This window comes from Mesorhizobium sp. WSM4844 (assembly GCF_055811775.1).
The window spans coordinates 219,921-234,937 of record NZ_JBVVQB010000001.1 but is presented as its reverse complement, the minus strand read 5'-3'; the positions used below and the strand labels follow the sequence as shown (position 1 = coordinate 234,937).

The following is a 15,017-nucleotide window of genomic DNA, read 5'->3' as shown; positions in this document are numbered from 1 at the left end:
GAGGATGAAGGCGGCCAGACTCCATGCGGCGGGTGATTTGCGGGTTGAGGACGTGCCATCTCCCGGCGAACCAGCGCCTGGCTGGGTGCGACTCAAGGTGACGGCCGCCGGCATTTGCGGCTCCGATCTCCACAACTTCCGCACCGGTCAGTGGATCAGCCGCGCGCCGAGCGTCGTTGGACATGAGTTTGCCGGCGAGGTGACTGCCGTGGGGGCCGGCGTGTCCCAGTTTGCGCTCGGAGACCGGGTTGTGGCCGATTCGCGCTTCTGGTGCGGCGAATGTCCTGCTTGCCGCGCCGGCCGGCATAATGTCTGTGCCACACTGGGCTTTGTAGGCGAGGTCTGCGACGGCGGCTTCGCGGAAAAGACGCAGCTGCCGGCGCGGCTGCTCCTGCGCCATGACCCGGCGCTCGATCCCGCAATCGCCGCCATGGCGGAGCCGCTGGCGGTCGCCCTGCACGCAGTGCGGCGGCTGTCGGCGCCGGCCGGGGCGCCGGTGCTTATCGCTGGTTGCGGCCCGATCGGCGGGCTGGCGGCGCTGCTCCTGTCGCGGCGCAGCGAGAGACCGGTGCTCGTCGCCGACCGCAATGCAGCGCGTGCGGATCTTGTGGCCGAGGTGAGCGGCGCGACCGTCGTCGACCTGGACGCCCTGCCCTGTGATCCCAATCTGCGCCATGCCCCCGATCTACGCCATGCCATCGACGCGACGGGCAGCGTGGCGGTGATGGCGCGGCTGCTCGATGTCTTGGCCGGCGGCGGCACGCTGGCGCTGGTCGGCATTTCGCATGGCCGCCTCGACCTCGACCCCAACTTGCTGGTCGAGCGCGAGATCGCGCTTGTCGGCTGCCACGCCTTCGCCGACGAGCTTGCGCCGGCCGTCTCGATGCTTGGCGATCTCGCGCCCGCGCTGTCGCGCTTCGTGTCCGACGAGATCGCGATCGGCGAAATTCCTGCCGCCTACCAGCGCCTGATCGACGGCGCGAGCGACGGGTTGAAGACCATCGTCCGAATGGAGAGCGGACGATGATCAGGCTTACCGAAACCGCCGGGCCGCTCTACGAAAAGGTCAAGGACTACGTGCTCGGCAACATCGGCAGCGGCAACTGGCCGAAGGACCGCAGGCTGCCTTCCGAAAACGAGCTGGTCAGCACGCTCGGCGTCTCGAGGATGACGGTGCACCGGGCGCTGAGGGAACTGACCTCGGAAGGCCACCTGCTGCGCATCCAAGGCGTAGGCACCTTTGTGGCGCCGCCGAAACCGCAATCGGCCCTCATCGAAATCAGGAACATCGCCGGCGAGATCGCCGCGCGCGGCGCACGCCACAGGGCCGAGGTCATCGTCCTCGAGAAGATCCGCAACCCGGCGCTGGACCTCGTCGTCGCCTTCGAGTTCACGCGCCGCAGACCGGTCGCCCATTCGATCATCGTGCATTTCGAAGACGATGTGCCGGTCCAGCTCGAGGAGCGCTTTGTCAATCCGGCGCTCGCACCGGACTACCATCGGCAAGATTTCGTGGCGACCACCACCTACGACTACCTGCAGCGGGCGACGCCGCTGACGGAAGTGGAGCATGTGATCTCGGCCGTCGCCGCAGAAGAGATGGCGGCCCGCCATTTGAAGATCCGACCCGGCGACCCCTGCCTGCTCCTGCATCGGCGGACCTGGTCGGGCGCGGCGGTCGCCACCGTCAACAAGCTCACCTATGTCGGCAGCCGCTATTCGCTGGGCAGCCGCTACGCGCCCTCACCCGCCGCATGAGCAGCGACAGCCCGCCAGGCAGGGCGGGCGGCGCTGTCGGCCAAACGGCTGCCTTGATAGGCAATCAGCTCCGCCTGCGCCGCCGTTTTTCTTGTTAACGCCGATCAGATCATTTCGGGTCAAGTCTGGCCGCCGGTCAAATTGCACCGGAGCGGCCAGACTGATTGGCCGACCGTTCAAACCAAACCGGGGACCACGAAAACCAGCCAGGCGATGACAGGGCCGATGATGGCGATAAGCGCGCTGTAGATCAGCAACGTCTTCAGCACGCCCTCGCGCTCTGCTTCCCGGGCATTGGCGACGACCAGCGCACCGTTGGTCGAAAACGGGCTGGTGTCGACGATGGTGGTGGAGATCGCGATCGCCGCAACCACACCTATGGCACTGATCTGTCCCTGCAGGAGGAAGGGCACGGCCAGTGGAATGATGGCTCCCAGCAATGCCGTGGACGAGGCGAATGCCGATACAATGGCGCCGGTGAAGCAGAGGAGGAGTGCAACCAGTAGCGGCATGCCCAGGCTTGAAATGCCTTGGGCGACGTAGTCTATCGTGCCGATCTTCTCCATGACGCCGACATAGGTGATGATGCCGGCGATCAGGAGCACCGTCGACCAGCTGACCTTGTCGATCGCTGCCTTTTGGGTCTTCGGCGAGAGGAGCGCGAGCGCGACCGCGACGGTGATCGCCACCAGGCCGACATTGAACTTGAAGACGAGTGCGCCGACCGCGAGCGCGGTTAGGCCGACTAATGTCGTCAGCCTTTCCGTAGTCAGGCCGGAAAGCGCCGACACATTTTTTGTCTGCTCCTCAAAGACGTGATGGCTGATCGGAGTAGCCGGCGTGCCGCCGTGGCCGACGATTGACTGCGTGACGCCTTCGGGGTGGAGGTCAGGCAGCGGTCCCGACGCGACCGAATACTTACGCAGCACCTTCGAGCCGCCGAAGACGAAGAATACGAGGACGGCGATGGCCAGGTTGAAGAAGAAGCTGGAGAGAAACAGTGATGTCGGCGCGAACGGCAACCCCGCCTTTTCGACGATCTGGTTGGTGATGCCGCCATAGACGCTGATCGGCGAAAAGCCGCCCGCCTGTGCACCGTGAATAACCATCAATCCCATCATGACCGGATTGATGCGGTACTGGAACGCAAAACCCAGCGCCACCGGGGCCAGGATGGCGACCGCCGCAGGTCCGAGCGCACCGAAGCCGGTGATGACGGCCGCGACCAGGAACATGACCCAGGGAATCCACGCCACATGTCCGCGCACCAGTTTGACCGCGCCCTCGACCAGCCAATCGATAGTGCCGTTGATCTGGGCGATGGCGAACAGGTAGGTAATGCCGACCAGTGTCAGGAAGAGGTCGCTCGGGAAGCCAGCAAATATTTCCGCCGGCTTCATAGCCATGACGAGCGAGCCGACCAGAAAGGCGCATGCGAAGGCGAGTGCGCCCATATTGATCGGCTGCATGGTGGCGATCACGAACATGCCGACCAGCAGCGCGATCGACAGAATCTGGATGTTCATAGCTTCCTCCCTCGGGAAACGCCTTCAGGCGCCCGTTCTCATTTCCATCGGTGGTAGATCAGCCTGCTTTGGTCTCGCTCCCAAGCCCCAACGCAGGGTCGTCAGCGCCTCCTAGAGCCGGATGATTTCAGGTCAAGTCGACCTGAAATCTGAATCCGGTTCTAAATCAAAGAGATAGAGCATGATGTCGTCCGAAAACCGCTTCACACTTTTCGGCATCATGCTCTAGGAGGCGGGCATATAAAGATTGCTGAACCGGTCGCGCAAAAGGTTCTTCTGCACCTTTCCCATCGTGTTGCGCGGAAGGTCCTCGGCGAAGATCACCCGTTTCGGCTGCTTGTAACGCGCGAGGCGGTCGCGCAGCGCTTTGAGCACCGCTTTTTCGTCCATTGTGGCACCGGGCTTGAGCACCACGATGGCCGTCACCCCCTCGCCGAAATCCGGATGTGCAATGCCGATGACCGCGCTCTCGGCGACGCCGTCGAGTTGATCGATCTCACCCTCGACCTCCTTCGGGTAGATGTTGTAGCCGCCGGAGATCACCAGGTCCTTGTCGCGGCCGACGATGTGGAGATAGCCCGCCTCATCGATCTTGCCGAGGTCGCCGCTGATGAAATAGCCGTCCTTGGTGAACTCCGCCTCGGTCTTTTCAGGCATCCGCCAATAACCCCGGAAAACGTTCGGGCCCTTGATCTCGATCATGCCGGTTTTGCCTGGTCCGAGCGTCTCGCCGGTGGCCGGATCGGTGACCCTCACCGACACGCCCGGGAGTGGGAAACCTACTGTCCCTGCCCTTCGCTCGCCGTCATAGGGGTTTGAGGTGTTCATGTTGGTTTCGGTCATGCCGTAGCGTTCGAGAATGGCGTGACCGGTGCGCTGCTTGAATGCGGCGTGGGTTTCAGCGAGCAACGGCGCCGAGCCGGAGATGAACAGCCTGATGTTGGCGACCGTCTCCCGGTTCAGGCCCTCATGCTGCAGCAACCGGACATAGAAGGTTGGCACGCCCATCATCAGCGTCGCCCGCGGCATCAGAGAAAGGATTTCCTCCGGATCGAACTTTGGCAGCAGAAACATCGAGGCGCCGGCGATGAGCGTGACATTGGTCGCCACGAAGAGCCCATGCGTGTGAAAAATCGGCAGCGCGTGGATCAGCCGGTCGGCTGCCGTCACCTGCCAGCATTCGCGCAGTGCTATTGCATTGGACAAAAGATTGTCGTGCGTCAGCATTGCGCCCTTGGAACGGCCGGTGGTTCCAGATGTGTACAGGATCGCGGCGAGATCGTCAGGCGCGCGCGCCGCGTCGAGAAAATCATCAGACTCGTCCCGGGCCAACTCCATGAGCGACCCGGCGCCGTCCGCATCGAGCGTTTCGACAATCGCGCCGTAGCCGTGCGCGATCCTCTCGACATCAGTTCGCGACTTCGAGGAGACGATGACGAGCCGCGGTTCGGCGTCACCGATAAAATAGTCGAGTTCAGTCAGCGTATAGGCGGTATTCAGCGGCAGATAGATCGCCCCGCAGCGCACGCATGCGAGATAGAGCATCAGAGCCTGCGGGCTCTTGTCCACCTGGACCGCGACGCGGTCGCCCGGGCGAACGCCGAGCACATCAATTGCGCTGGCGATCTGTCCGGAGAGCCGCAGCGCATCTGCATAGGTCCAACGCTGACCATCAATGGTCTCGATGAAAATTGACTCGCCTGACTTGGCGGATGCTCGCATGGCGTCGAACAGATGATTGCTCATTGAACTCCTCCCAATCTGCTTATTAGGTTTTCTGCATTTCGGTGCGGCGTCGACGAACCGGGGCCGCGATATCGGTGTCGGTCGAAGCGGTTGCCGCCAGTTTTCTCACCTCCGGCGAAGCGGCTATTTCGCCATGCTGCGCCAAGGCTTCGTGGTTCGCCTCGATGTCGTCCAACTTGTAAAAGTAGTTGACCATCAAGCCGTGGGACTGCCGCATCGCCTTGGCGGAGCGATCGGCCAGAAAGTTCAGCCGTTCAAGGCGAGCGCCGTTGCCCAAATGAAAACGCGCCACAGGATCGACCGGCCGTCTGCCGGTGGCCCGTTCCCTAATGAAATAGCGTGCGGCGAGCGGGAGAAGCACCGCTTCAACGGCCTGTGCCTTCTGCGGATTGTCCGCCCAGCCCGGATCGTCCAGCAGCTCGAGCGTCTTGAGGGTCCGATCATCGAGGCTGGCATCGGCCGCCTTGCGCAGTCTTGCCAGCCAGCCAGCGAAACCCGGAACCGGCGACAGCGTCACGAAGGTCTTCAAGCCAGGCAGGTCGCGGCGCAGATCCTCCACCACCTGCTTGATCAGAAAATTCCCGAAAGAGATGCCACGCAGTCCGTCCTGGCAGTTGGAGATAGAATAGAAGACAGCGGTGGTGGCGTCCTGGGCCGTGATCGGCGAACGGTTTACATCGAGCACATCAGCGATGGCAGAGGGAATCGCCCTGGTCAGCGCAACCTCGACGAAGATCAGCGGATCGTCTGCGAGACGCGGGTGGAAGAACGCAAAGCATCTGCGGTCGGCTGGAGCTAGCCTCCGCCGCAGCTCCTCCCAGCCGGCGATTTCATGCACCGCCTCGTATCTGATGATCTTCTCCAGGATGTCAGCTGGCGTGGACCAGTCGATCGGACGCAGGGTCAGAAAACCGCGGTTGAACCATGAGCCGAACAGGTGGGCGAAGTCGGCATCGACAGCGCGAAACGGTTCCGTCGCATCCTTCATGGCCAATAGGCGCTCGCGCATCTCTACCAGCCTTGCCGTGCCTTTGGGGGCCAGGTTAAGTCTGCGCACCAGTTCCTGGCGACGCGGCTCGGCGGCCTGGTGCAGTTCGATGACGGCGTCCGAGCTCCTGTCGCTGCGGTAGCGCTCGATGGCTTTGTCAAGCTTGGCGATGTCTGGGCCGAACTGTTCGTGCAGCATACGCACGAAGTCTTGCTGACCGGCCGCGTCCAGTTGGGCCCAGCGCTGAAGGACCTCGGCGGCCAATGCCATGCCCGAGGCCTCGCCCCGGCTCGACAACAGCATGTCGCAGAGTGTTTCGATATTCGTCTCGGCTTGGACCGGTTCGCTGCGCGCCCCTGCCGCAACCAGCCTGCGGCCGCGATCGGTAATGCTTTGCACCATATCGCTAAAGAACGAGATGCCTGCCATGTCGGAGTCCCTCCTGGCAAAAAATCGAAATCGGCGCAAGCAGACCCGCCGCGCGGCCTCGACGCGTGCCGGTGCTCGGATGCGTCCACCCATTTGTGTGCGACTTGCCTTTTGTGGTATTGTTCTTAAACGTTCCTGTACGCAAAGTCAACGTTCTTGCATACAAGATTTATCATTCTGCATTGGAAGGCCCAGAAAATGTCGGAGAATGTCGTTCAGCGCCTACGTGACGAGATTGAAAACGGCATAATCTCGAACGACTTCGCCCCCGGTGCACGACTGGACGAGGTGCAATTGGCAACACGCTTCGGCGTCTCGAGGACGCCGGTGCGCGAGGCGCTGATGCAGTTGAACGCAATCGGGCTGGTGGAGATCCGGCCGCGCCGGGGTGCCGTGGTGATCGATCCGGGACCGCACCGCATTTTCGAAATGTTCGAGGTGATGGCGGAACTTGAAGGCTTGGCCGGTTCGTTGGCCGCGAGACGGTTCACCGATGCCGATCGCACAACCATCCTGGCCGCGCATGCAGATTGCGAGCGTTCGTCTTCGGCCGGCGACAGCGACGCCTATTATTACGATAACGAACGCTTTCACAAAGCTATCTACACTGCCAGCCACAGCGGTTTTCTGGCCGAGCAGTGCGTCGCACTGCATCGCCGTCTGCAGCCCTACAGGCGTCTCCAACTGCGCGTACGCAACCGCGTTGCCACGTCGTTCGCCGAGCATGGCGCGATCGTGGAAGCAATCCTCGCCGGCGACGCGGAGCAGGCGCGCACGCTCCTGCGCCAGCATGTCAGCATCCAGGGCGAGCGTTTCAGCGATCTTGTAGCGACGATGGCGAGCAGATAGTCCGTCGCAAGTCGAGCCTCTCGCCTTCACCGCCGCCTCAATGAAGCCAAGCCGCATGCCGAGGCCGGCATGGCAGCGGGCGTGCATCTGAGCAAGCGGGCGTTCCGATTATCTGAAATCCCGTGTAGCAGCCGCCTGCTACCAGCAAAGCAAATTTTGGCGCTATCTTGATATGAATGGCGAACTTCGCCGAGGCGGTGTAGGGTTCACCGCAAAAGAAGAATTGAGCCTTAGAAACGGCGACGCGGAGCGAATCTGGGAGGATTCATGGTCGAGATTATCTCCAAGCGGGATGGCCCGCGGCGCGAGGACGCACAAGTCAAAAGACTGATCGAGCAGAACCGCTCGACCATCGTCCGCCTTGCCGACCAGATCAGCGGTGGCGGCTATTCAGCTTCCAGGAAGCCACGACAGCAACCAAAGGCGGAAGGTCTCATCATCCATGTTGGAGGCGGCGCGGCACCGGTTGCCGAGGCCAAGCCGTCCATCCAAGTCACCATGAACGGCCGCGTCATTTCGAAGGATCGGAACACCGGCCGTCAACTTCATCACATCGGCGATATCCGAAACCGCGGCGGGGACCAGATCTTCGTTCTGGCGACGAAGCAGAATGGCTTCTTCTCGCCGGTCGACGAAACCGTCGCCGAAGCGCTTGCCGAGTTGGACGGATCCCGCCTCGCCACCACCTACACCGAAGAGCAGCTTGCCGCCGACATCGGCGCGAAACTCGGCATCGACTGAGCGACAGGCATGGGCGTGCTTCCTACGAACGCGACAGCATACAGAAATGGCATACCTCAAAGGTTCTGTGATGACTGAATGAAACGCGAGATAGCCCCCAATCAAATGAAGATCGATGCCCTTCCGGCGCGTAGGTCGCTGGCCGCCGGCCAAATGGCTCTGAGCAACATCGACTATGACGAGCGTGCCACCATGCGCGCCTGGGAAAGTTTTCTGGCTGACGAGCCCAAATGCGCCGGCGATCCAGTCCACCCAAGCCACGTCCGCTCCCTCATTCACGATTCCTGGTACCGCAGTGTCACCGGCGGCATCAACGCTCAAGGCATTGAAGCACCGCTGAGCAGTGATCGCGACGCAATCGAATATCTTACCCGGGCCAACGCAGAACTGCTTTCGGCGGCGCGGCGGTCGTTCGCCTCGCTTGGCCAGTTACTGGACGGGACCGGCGCGATGCTGGTTCTGGCCGACAGCGACGGCGTGCTGATCGACGCCATCGGCGACAAGAAGACGCTGCATGACGGCATGGATATCCACCTTGCCATCGGTGGCAAATGGAACGAGGATGCCGTCGGGACGAACGGCATCGGTACGGCGCTGTGGACCGGCGAGCCGACTTTCGTGCATGCGGCCGAGCATTTCTGTGCCGGCATCAAATCCTGGACCTGCGCCGGCGCGCCGATTCGCGACCCGCTGGACGGCAAGATCATCGGTGTGGTCGACCTGTCAGGCTATTCGCCGATCTTCAGGCCGCACAACACCGCGCTCGTCGCCGCGACAGCCCGGCAGATCGAAAAGGCATTGGCCGAACAGCAGCAGGAACAGCGCACGCGCCTGCTCGAAGCTTTCATTTCATCGGCTCCCGGCTACCGCCGAAAGGACGGGCTGGTAATCGTCGACCACCGCGGTCGTGCCATCTTCTGCAACAATGTGCCTGATGGCGAGGCCACTGAGATGATGGACGGCCCGATGGAGCCAGGCCGTGGCCGCTGGCTGATGAACCTTCCGTCCTCCGGCTCCGAAGCCGACCTTGCCAGGGCGCTGCCGGCCCATCTGCGATCCTGCCATATCACCCCGCTCAAGCTCGATGGCGACCTCCGCGGCGCGGCGCTGGTGTTCCCCTCCGTGCCGGCAGTCTCCAGTGCGGCGGTGGTCCAGCGGGAAGTGAACAAGCATCTTCAGGATGCTGTCGCCATGATCGTCGGCGAAAGCGAAGCGCTGCATGCCGCCATCGACGTCGCCTGCCGCGTCGCCCGGTCGAGCAGCGTAACATCGCTGTTGGTCGAGGGTGAAACAGGGGTCGGGAAAGAGCTGTTTGCGCGGCTTGTCCATGCCGGCAGCCGGCGCACGGCGAACGACCCGTTCATCGCCATGAATTGCGGGGCGATCACCAGGGACCTGTTCGGCAGCGAGTTGTTCGGCCATGTCGCCGGCGCCTTTACCGGCGCCTCGCGTGAAGGCAAACCGGGGGTTTTCGAGCTCGCCCATGGCGGCGTCCTCAGTCTCGACGAGATCGGCGAATTGCCGCTCGAGATCCAGCCGTTCCTACTGCGTGTCCTGGAAGAGCGCGTGGTCAACCGCATTGGCGACAGCCGGGGCCGCCCGGTGGATGTGCGCCTGGTCGCCTCGACCAATCGCGATCTCAAGCACGAAATTGCCGCAGGCCGATTCCGCCGCGATCTCTACTATCGAATTGGCGCGGTTTCGATCACTGTTCCACCGCTGCGCGAGCGTGGCGAGGATGTGCTGCTGCTGGTCGAACATTTCAACCGGCAGATCGCCACCGCAGCGGGCGAGGACCCGCTGGAATTTTCGCGAGAAGCGCTCGATGCCCTGCTCGCCTATCAATGGCCGGGCAATGTACGCGAACTGAAGAACCTCATCGGGCGGTTGCATGTCCTGGCGCGGGGCCGAGATATCGGGCTCCACGATCTCCCCGGTGAAATCGCGGCGCCCAGCGCCACGTCCGATGATGGCAAGATCCTGTCGGCCGAGTCGCCTGGAGGCACACTCGTCGAGGCGGAACGCCAGGCGATGAAGAACGCATTGGCAGCCGAGGGCGGCAATCTCAGTCGGGTCGCGCGGCGGCTCGGCATTTCCCGGCCGACGCTCTATCGCAAACTCGACCAATACGACATCCGGCGCGGTTTCCTCTAGGATCAGAACCCGTCACCGGCACAAAAGCGCTCCGCGGCATTCGCGCCACTGGCTGGGGAAAGCCATGCCAACGGTCAGCGAAATCACCACAGCAGCGCCGAACTTGGATATGACGCCTGGACCCTTTCTCTCCCCTAGATGTGACCGGACACCGCACCCGCCCGCGCGAAATCCGGTCCATATATTTCAGGGCACGATGACGCCGCGGCCGGTGAACCGACGGTTCTTGAAATCGTCGAGCGCGGTGTTGATGCTGGCAAGGTTGTATTCGGTGTAGTGCATCTTCACCTTGCCGTCGGCGTTGAGCTCCATCAGTTCGACAAGCTCGGTGAAATTGCCGACCAGGCTGCCGCCGATGTTGATCTCCTCGATGACGAGATGCGCGGTCGGCACGTTGATGTTGCCGCCATAGCCGACGACGAACAGTTGCCCGCCCTTGCGCACCATCTTCCAGCAGATGTTCTCGACGCCGAGTTCGCCGACGAAATCGATGACCACATGGGCGCCGCCGCCGGTGATCTGGCTGACCTCCTCGACGACATTCGGCCCGCCGTCGAGGACGAAATCGGCGCCGAGATCCTTGGCCAGCACACGCGCCGCCGGTTCGCGATCGACGGCGATGATGCGGCAACCCGAGATCGCGTGCAGCGATTGCAGCGCGATATGGCCGAGCCCGCCTATGCCGAGCAGCACACAATAGCTCCCTGGTCTTAGCAGCTTGGCCGCCCGCTTGGCGGCGCGATAGGCAGTGATGCCGGCGTCGGCCAACGGCGCCACTTCGATCGGCGTGACATTGGCGTTCAGCTTGATCAGCGAACGCTCGCCGGCAATGAAATACTCGGCGAAACCGCCATTCATGCCAAGACCGGGAAACTGGCCGTTGTCGCAGTACATGTCCTCGCCATGCCGGCAGTTGAGGCAGATGCCGCATGAGCGGAAGGGGTGGCAGATCACGGCGTCACCGCGCTTGACCGACCTGACGCCGCTGCCGACCTCCTCGACCCAGCCTGCATTTTCATGGCCCATGATGTAAGGCAGCAGCGTCCCCTCTGGATCCATGGTCGGCTTCCACACACCCTCGATGATGTGGAGGTCGGTGCGGCAGAGGCCGGCAGCACCTACCCGCACTATGACATCGTCGGGAGCGGTAATGGTCGGCGCCTTGACCTCCTCGACCCTGAGCTGGACGTTCATATGCGGGTCGTATTCGTAAAGTCTGGCAGCTTTCATCGTCGTATCCTTTCAACGTCGAGATTGTTCGGATTGCTTCAGGCGCGGCCGAGCTTTTCAGAGCCACCACCGCGAGCCGGTCCGGCCGTCGGGTCCTCGTCCTCGGCGAGATGGCCGATCAGCGTTTCGGTGGTCAGGATCAGCGTCGCCACCGAAGCTGCGTTGGCGAGCGCTGTGTAGGTGACGCGGACCGGATCAATGATCCCTGCCTCGAACATGTTCTGGTAGCTGCCGGCAGACGCGTTGTAGCCGTAGCCGCCGTTGATGCGCGTGACTTCCGCCACGACCGCTTCGGGATCGGCGCCGGCATTGACGGCTATGCGCCAGAGCGGCCGCGACAGCACCGATCGCACCAGCCGCACGCCTTCGGCGACATCGCCGTCGACGTCTGCCGCCACCTTGTCGAGCAGCGGCGCGATCTGGGCAAGCGCCGAGCCACCTCCGGCGACCACGCCTTCTTCGGATGCGGCGCGCACCGCATTCAGCGAATCCTCGATGAGCTGAATGGTTCGCTTTTGCTCGACCGGCGTGACACCGCCGGCATAGAGAATCGCGGTGCCGCCAGAAAGCTTGGCCAGGCGTTCGCGCAGCTTGTCCTGATCGATATTCGGCGGCGAAGCTTCATACTGCCGCTGCACCTGAGCGCGACGCGACGCGATTGCCGCGTGGTCGCCGCCGCCGCGGATGATCGAGGTGTAGGACGAACTGGTCTTCACCCGGTCAGCCGTTCCGAGATCGTCGGCGGTGATGTCCTCCAGCCGACCGCCGAGGTCGCGCGCGATCACCTTGCCGCCGGTGATGATCGCCAGATCCTCCATCATCGCCTTGCGCCAATGGCCATATTCCGGCGGATGGACAACGAGGTATTTTCCAGGTCCCTGCTTGCCGAGCAGCGTCACCACGACTTCCGGCGACATTTCCTCGGACACGATCAGCAGCGGCCGACCATCCTCGGCGGCAATGCGGCGAGCCGCATCGAGCTGCCCGGGTTCCTTGATCTTGAGATCGGTCATCAGGATGTAGGGCCGTTCGAGAACAGCCTCCATCTTCTCCTGGTCAGTCACCATGTGATGAGAGAGATAGCCGCGGTCGAAGGACATGCCCTCGACCACATCGAGCGTGGTCTCGGTGGTGACGCTGAAGTCCGTGGTGATGACACCTTCGGCACCCACGCGCTGATGGGCTTCCGCCACCAGCGCGCCAAGCTTGGGATTGGTCGCCGCGATGTTGGCGACCGAGGCGAGAATGCCGTTGCCCTTAGCCGGCTTGGCCGAAGCCTTGAGCGCCGCCACCACCGCCGCCACGGCAAGGTCGATGCCCTTGCACAGATCGACGGATTTCACGCCGCGTTCATTCGCCTCCACACCGCCCTGGATGAGAGCGTTGGCGAGCACGATGGCAGTCGTGGTGCCGTCGCCGGCGACCTCGTTGGTTTGCATCGACACTTCGCGAACGACCTGCGCGCCCATGTTTTCGAAACGGTCGTGCAATTCGATCTCGGAGGCGATGCTGACGCCGTCACGGGTCACCATCGGCGTGCCGATCGGCCGATCGATCATGGCGTTCATGCCTTTGGGGCCGAGCGTCGGCTCGACGGCAGCGGCCAGCCGAAAGACGCCACGGGCGAGAGCGCGGCGGGCGTCGGAGTTGTGAAGCATTATTTTGGGCATGATTCCTCCTTCCGCCTTACGGGCGGGTTGTTGGTTAGGGGCCTCGTGCGAGGGAGGCCGTTGTTTTCGGCTCTGCTTCAGGCGGTCGGCGTGGCTCGTGCCGGCACGCGATCCATGATGAAATCGACCAGTGTCGGTTCGCCGTCGACCACATCCAGTTCCTTGTATCTGGTCTGCTTGAGCCCACGGCAAAGCGCGCCGTTGAACTCCATATTGACGCGCACACCGCGCAGTTCAGCGAGATGGGCGCCGAGTGCGGCAGTCGGTATGCGTTGCCCTTCCCAGGTCACGAAGACAGGATCATCCGCCCGGCGGCCGGGAAAACGCTCGATCAGAGCCGCCCGGTATCTCGGCTTCTGTTTGGCCGCTTCGCCCGCCTCGAGCCGCGCGACGTCGTATGCCGGCAGGTCCATGCCGAGGATTTCCCGATCCGTCAGACCATGCTGCCGAAGGCCCCGCAAAACGGCCTCCTGGCGCCGCTTGAATGCCTTCATCCTGAACGTTTCGCGCAAGGCGCCGAGATCCTGATCCTCGGCAAGTTCAGCGAAAATATCGCCGAAAGTCTTGCCGGCTGCCATGCCGCGATTGACCTCTTCCGCGAACATGTGGTCGTGCAGCTCGACGCGATAGGCCGGCGACCATGAGAGTTGGTCGAGCGCCTTGCGGACGCCGTCCAGCATCAGGAACGCGAAGTTGGGCGAGCACCAGTAGGTCGGCAGGCGGAAATCTATCTCCACGCTGCCATCGCCCGTCATCACGGCTCGCTCGACGAAGCCCATCTCGGTAATCGGTTCGTCGAGCTCGGGGTCATTGACCTCACCAAGGCACCGCCAGAGCTCCTTCTCGCGGTTGCCGGAAACGCTGGCGGCGGTTGCCATGGCCCCTACTCCGCCGCGATGCTGAAGGGCGAACTGGCGAGCGCCTTCTTCTTGGCTGCGATGTCGATGTCGTAGAGACGCGCGGCATTAAGACCGAGGATCTTCTCCTTGATCTCGTCGGTCAGCTGCACGCCGCGTTCTGCGGCGATGTCGTCGGGGATCTGGTAGGCCCAGAATTTCTCGACCAGCCAGCGTGGCGTCCAGATCGCGTAGTCGGAACCGAACAGGATTTTCTCCGGCCCGATCCAGAACAACAGTTCGGCGATGACCTCGCCGAAATAGCGCGGGCGAGCATGGATGAAGGGCAGCGCCACCGCAAGCCCGCCATAGACGTTGGTTTCCTGCGTCGCGATCCAGCAGAAATCGTCAAGACGCGGCAGGCCGCAATGCTCGATGATCCAGTTGAGGCCCTGGAAATCCGTCGCCGCATGATCGACGTCATGCACGTCGAACGCATCCTTGCTGAGCGGCAGGATCGTCGGGCCCTTGTGGACGTGGATGTTCCTGATGCCGAGCTTGTCGCAGAGTTCGAAGCATTTGTAGGCATCGGGATCGGTGAGCTTCCAGCCCTTGGAGGCGCCGTTCCATTCGGCCGTGTACATCTTCACGCCCTTGACGTCGTAGGTCTCCTTGAGGAAATGGATGTACTCAAGCGCCTTCTCACCGTCGCGCGGATCGAAGGCGCCGTTGACGATGAAACGCTCCGGATAACGCTTGGCCACCTCGGCGTTGCGTTCGATCGTGTTGAAGCCGTTCTTGTAGAAGTCCTTGAGATAGGTCGACTGGACGATCGCCATATCGTCTGGACCGTCAATGAACAGGTCGCGATAGAGATCGTCGGCACTGTATTTCTCGAACTTGCTCTTCTCCCACAGCTGGTCCTTGGGACTCATCCCCGTGTGATAGGCGTAGAAGCAATCGATGAACTGCTTGCCGTGAATATTCTTCTGGTTCTCCGGGCTGCCGTCCCAGAAATGGGTGTGGCCGTCGACCACGAAAATGTCCTTACCTGCCGGTGTCCTAAACATTCTTTCCTCCGCAAGATGCC

12 protein-coding genes are annotated in these 15,017 nt (G+C 62.5%); 5 read left to right on the top strand and 7 right to left on the bottom strand.

All coding sequences use genetic code 11. From position 1 onward, the window contains the following. Positions 1-4 precede the first annotated feature (4 nt). Positions 5-1,027 carry a zinc-dependent alcohol dehydrogenase gene (locus AC0L2A_RS01070; RefSeq protein ID WP_473607178.1) on the top strand — a complete coding sequence of 341 codons (1,023 nt, stop codon included), beginning with the start codon at positions 5-7 and terminating at the stop codon, positions 1,025-1,027. Then, positions 1,024-1,758, top strand: coding sequence for a histidine utilization repressor (gene hutC, locus AC0L2A_RS01065; RefSeq protein WP_023799637.1), 735 nt, complete (start codon positions 1,024-1,026; stop codon positions 1,756-1,758). The genes AC0L2A_RS01070 and hutC overlap by 4 nt, the downstream gene beginning before the upstream one ends. A gap of 176 nt (positions 1,759-1,934) precedes the next feature. Here the strand turns inward: hutC and AC0L2A_RS01060 are convergent, their stop codons facing one another. The 3 genes from AC0L2A_RS01060 to AC0L2A_RS01050 form a co-directional block, all read right to left on the bottom strand. Beyond that, a complete protein-coding gene (locus AC0L2A_RS01060; RefSeq protein WP_091589963.1) occupies positions 1,935-3,284 on the bottom strand; it encodes an SLC13 family permease in 1,350 nt (449 codons plus the stop codon). Between the two features lie 225 nt (positions 3,285-3,509). After that, on the bottom strand, positions 3,510-5,030 hold the full coding sequence (locus tag AC0L2A_RS01055) for a malonate--CoA ligase (protein ID WP_473607177.1): 1,521 nt from the start codon (positions 5,028-5,030) through the stop codon (positions 3,510-3,512). A 22-nt stretch (positions 5,031-5,052) separates the two neighbouring features. Next, entirely contained in the window at positions 5,053-6,447 is a 1,395-nt protein-coding gene (locus AC0L2A_RS01050) for a malonyl-CoA decarboxylase (protein WP_128245231.1), read from the bottom strand. A gap of 198 nt (positions 6,448-6,645) precedes the next feature. Between AC0L2A_RS01050 and AC0L2A_RS01045 the strand changes: the two genes are divergently transcribed. The 3 genes from AC0L2A_RS01045 to AC0L2A_RS01035 all read left to right on the top strand — a co-directional run bounded on the left by AC0L2A_RS01045 (position 6,646) and on the right by AC0L2A_RS01035 (position 10,191). Beyond that, positions 6,646-7,296 carry a GntR family transcriptional regulator gene (locus tag AC0L2A_RS01045; protein WP_027156426.1) on the top strand — a complete coding sequence of 217 codons (651 nt, stop codon included), beginning with the start codon at positions 6,646-6,648 and terminating at the stop codon, positions 7,294-7,296. Between the two features lie 267 nt (positions 7,297-7,563). Then, the gene (locus AC0L2A_RS01040; protein WP_473607176.1) at positions 7,564-8,037 is read left to right on the top strand and encodes a hypothetical protein; all 474 of its coding nucleotides are present in this window, start codon (positions 7,564-7,566) and stop codon (positions 8,035-8,037) included. A gap of 153 nt (positions 8,038-8,190) precedes the next feature. Next, entirely contained in the window at positions 8,191-10,191 is a 2,001-nt protein-coding gene (locus AC0L2A_RS01035; RefSeq protein ID WP_473607175.1) for a sigma-54-dependent Fis family transcriptional regulator, read from the top strand. A gap of 186 nt (positions 10,192-10,377) precedes the next feature. On the opposite strand, the gene AC0L2A_RS01030 is transcribed toward AC0L2A_RS01035, so the two are convergent. The 4 genes from AC0L2A_RS01030 to AC0L2A_RS01015 all read right to left on the bottom strand — a co-directional run bounded on the left by AC0L2A_RS01030 (position 10,378) and on the right by AC0L2A_RS01015 (position 14,997). Next, positions 10,378-11,421 (bottom strand): NAD(P)-dependent alcohol dehydrogenase, encoded by a 1,044-nt coding sequence (locus tag AC0L2A_RS01030; protein WP_473607174.1) that lies wholly within the window; start codon positions 11,419-11,421, stop codon positions 10,378-10,380. A gap of 38 nt (positions 11,422-11,459) precedes the next feature. Further along, positions 11,460-13,091: a chaperonin GroEL gene (gene groEL, locus AC0L2A_RS01025; RefSeq protein ID WP_473607173.1), complete on the bottom strand. Its 1,632-nt coding sequence runs from the start codon at positions 13,089-13,091 to the stop codon at positions 11,460-11,462. 77 nt (positions 13,092-13,168) lie between these two features. After that, positions 13,169-13,969, bottom strand: a complete 801-nt coding sequence (locus AC0L2A_RS01020) for an iron-sulfur cluster assembly protein (RefSeq protein ID WP_473607172.1) — start codon at positions 13,967-13,969, stop codon at positions 13,169-13,171. Between the two features lie 5 nt (positions 13,970-13,974). Continuing rightward, the gene (locus tag AC0L2A_RS01015; protein WP_473607171.1) at positions 13,975-14,997 is read right to left on the bottom strand and encodes an amidohydrolase family protein; all 1,023 of its coding nucleotides are present in this window, start codon (positions 14,995-14,997) and stop codon (positions 13,975-13,977) included. Positions 14,998-15,017 lie beyond the last annotated feature (20 nt).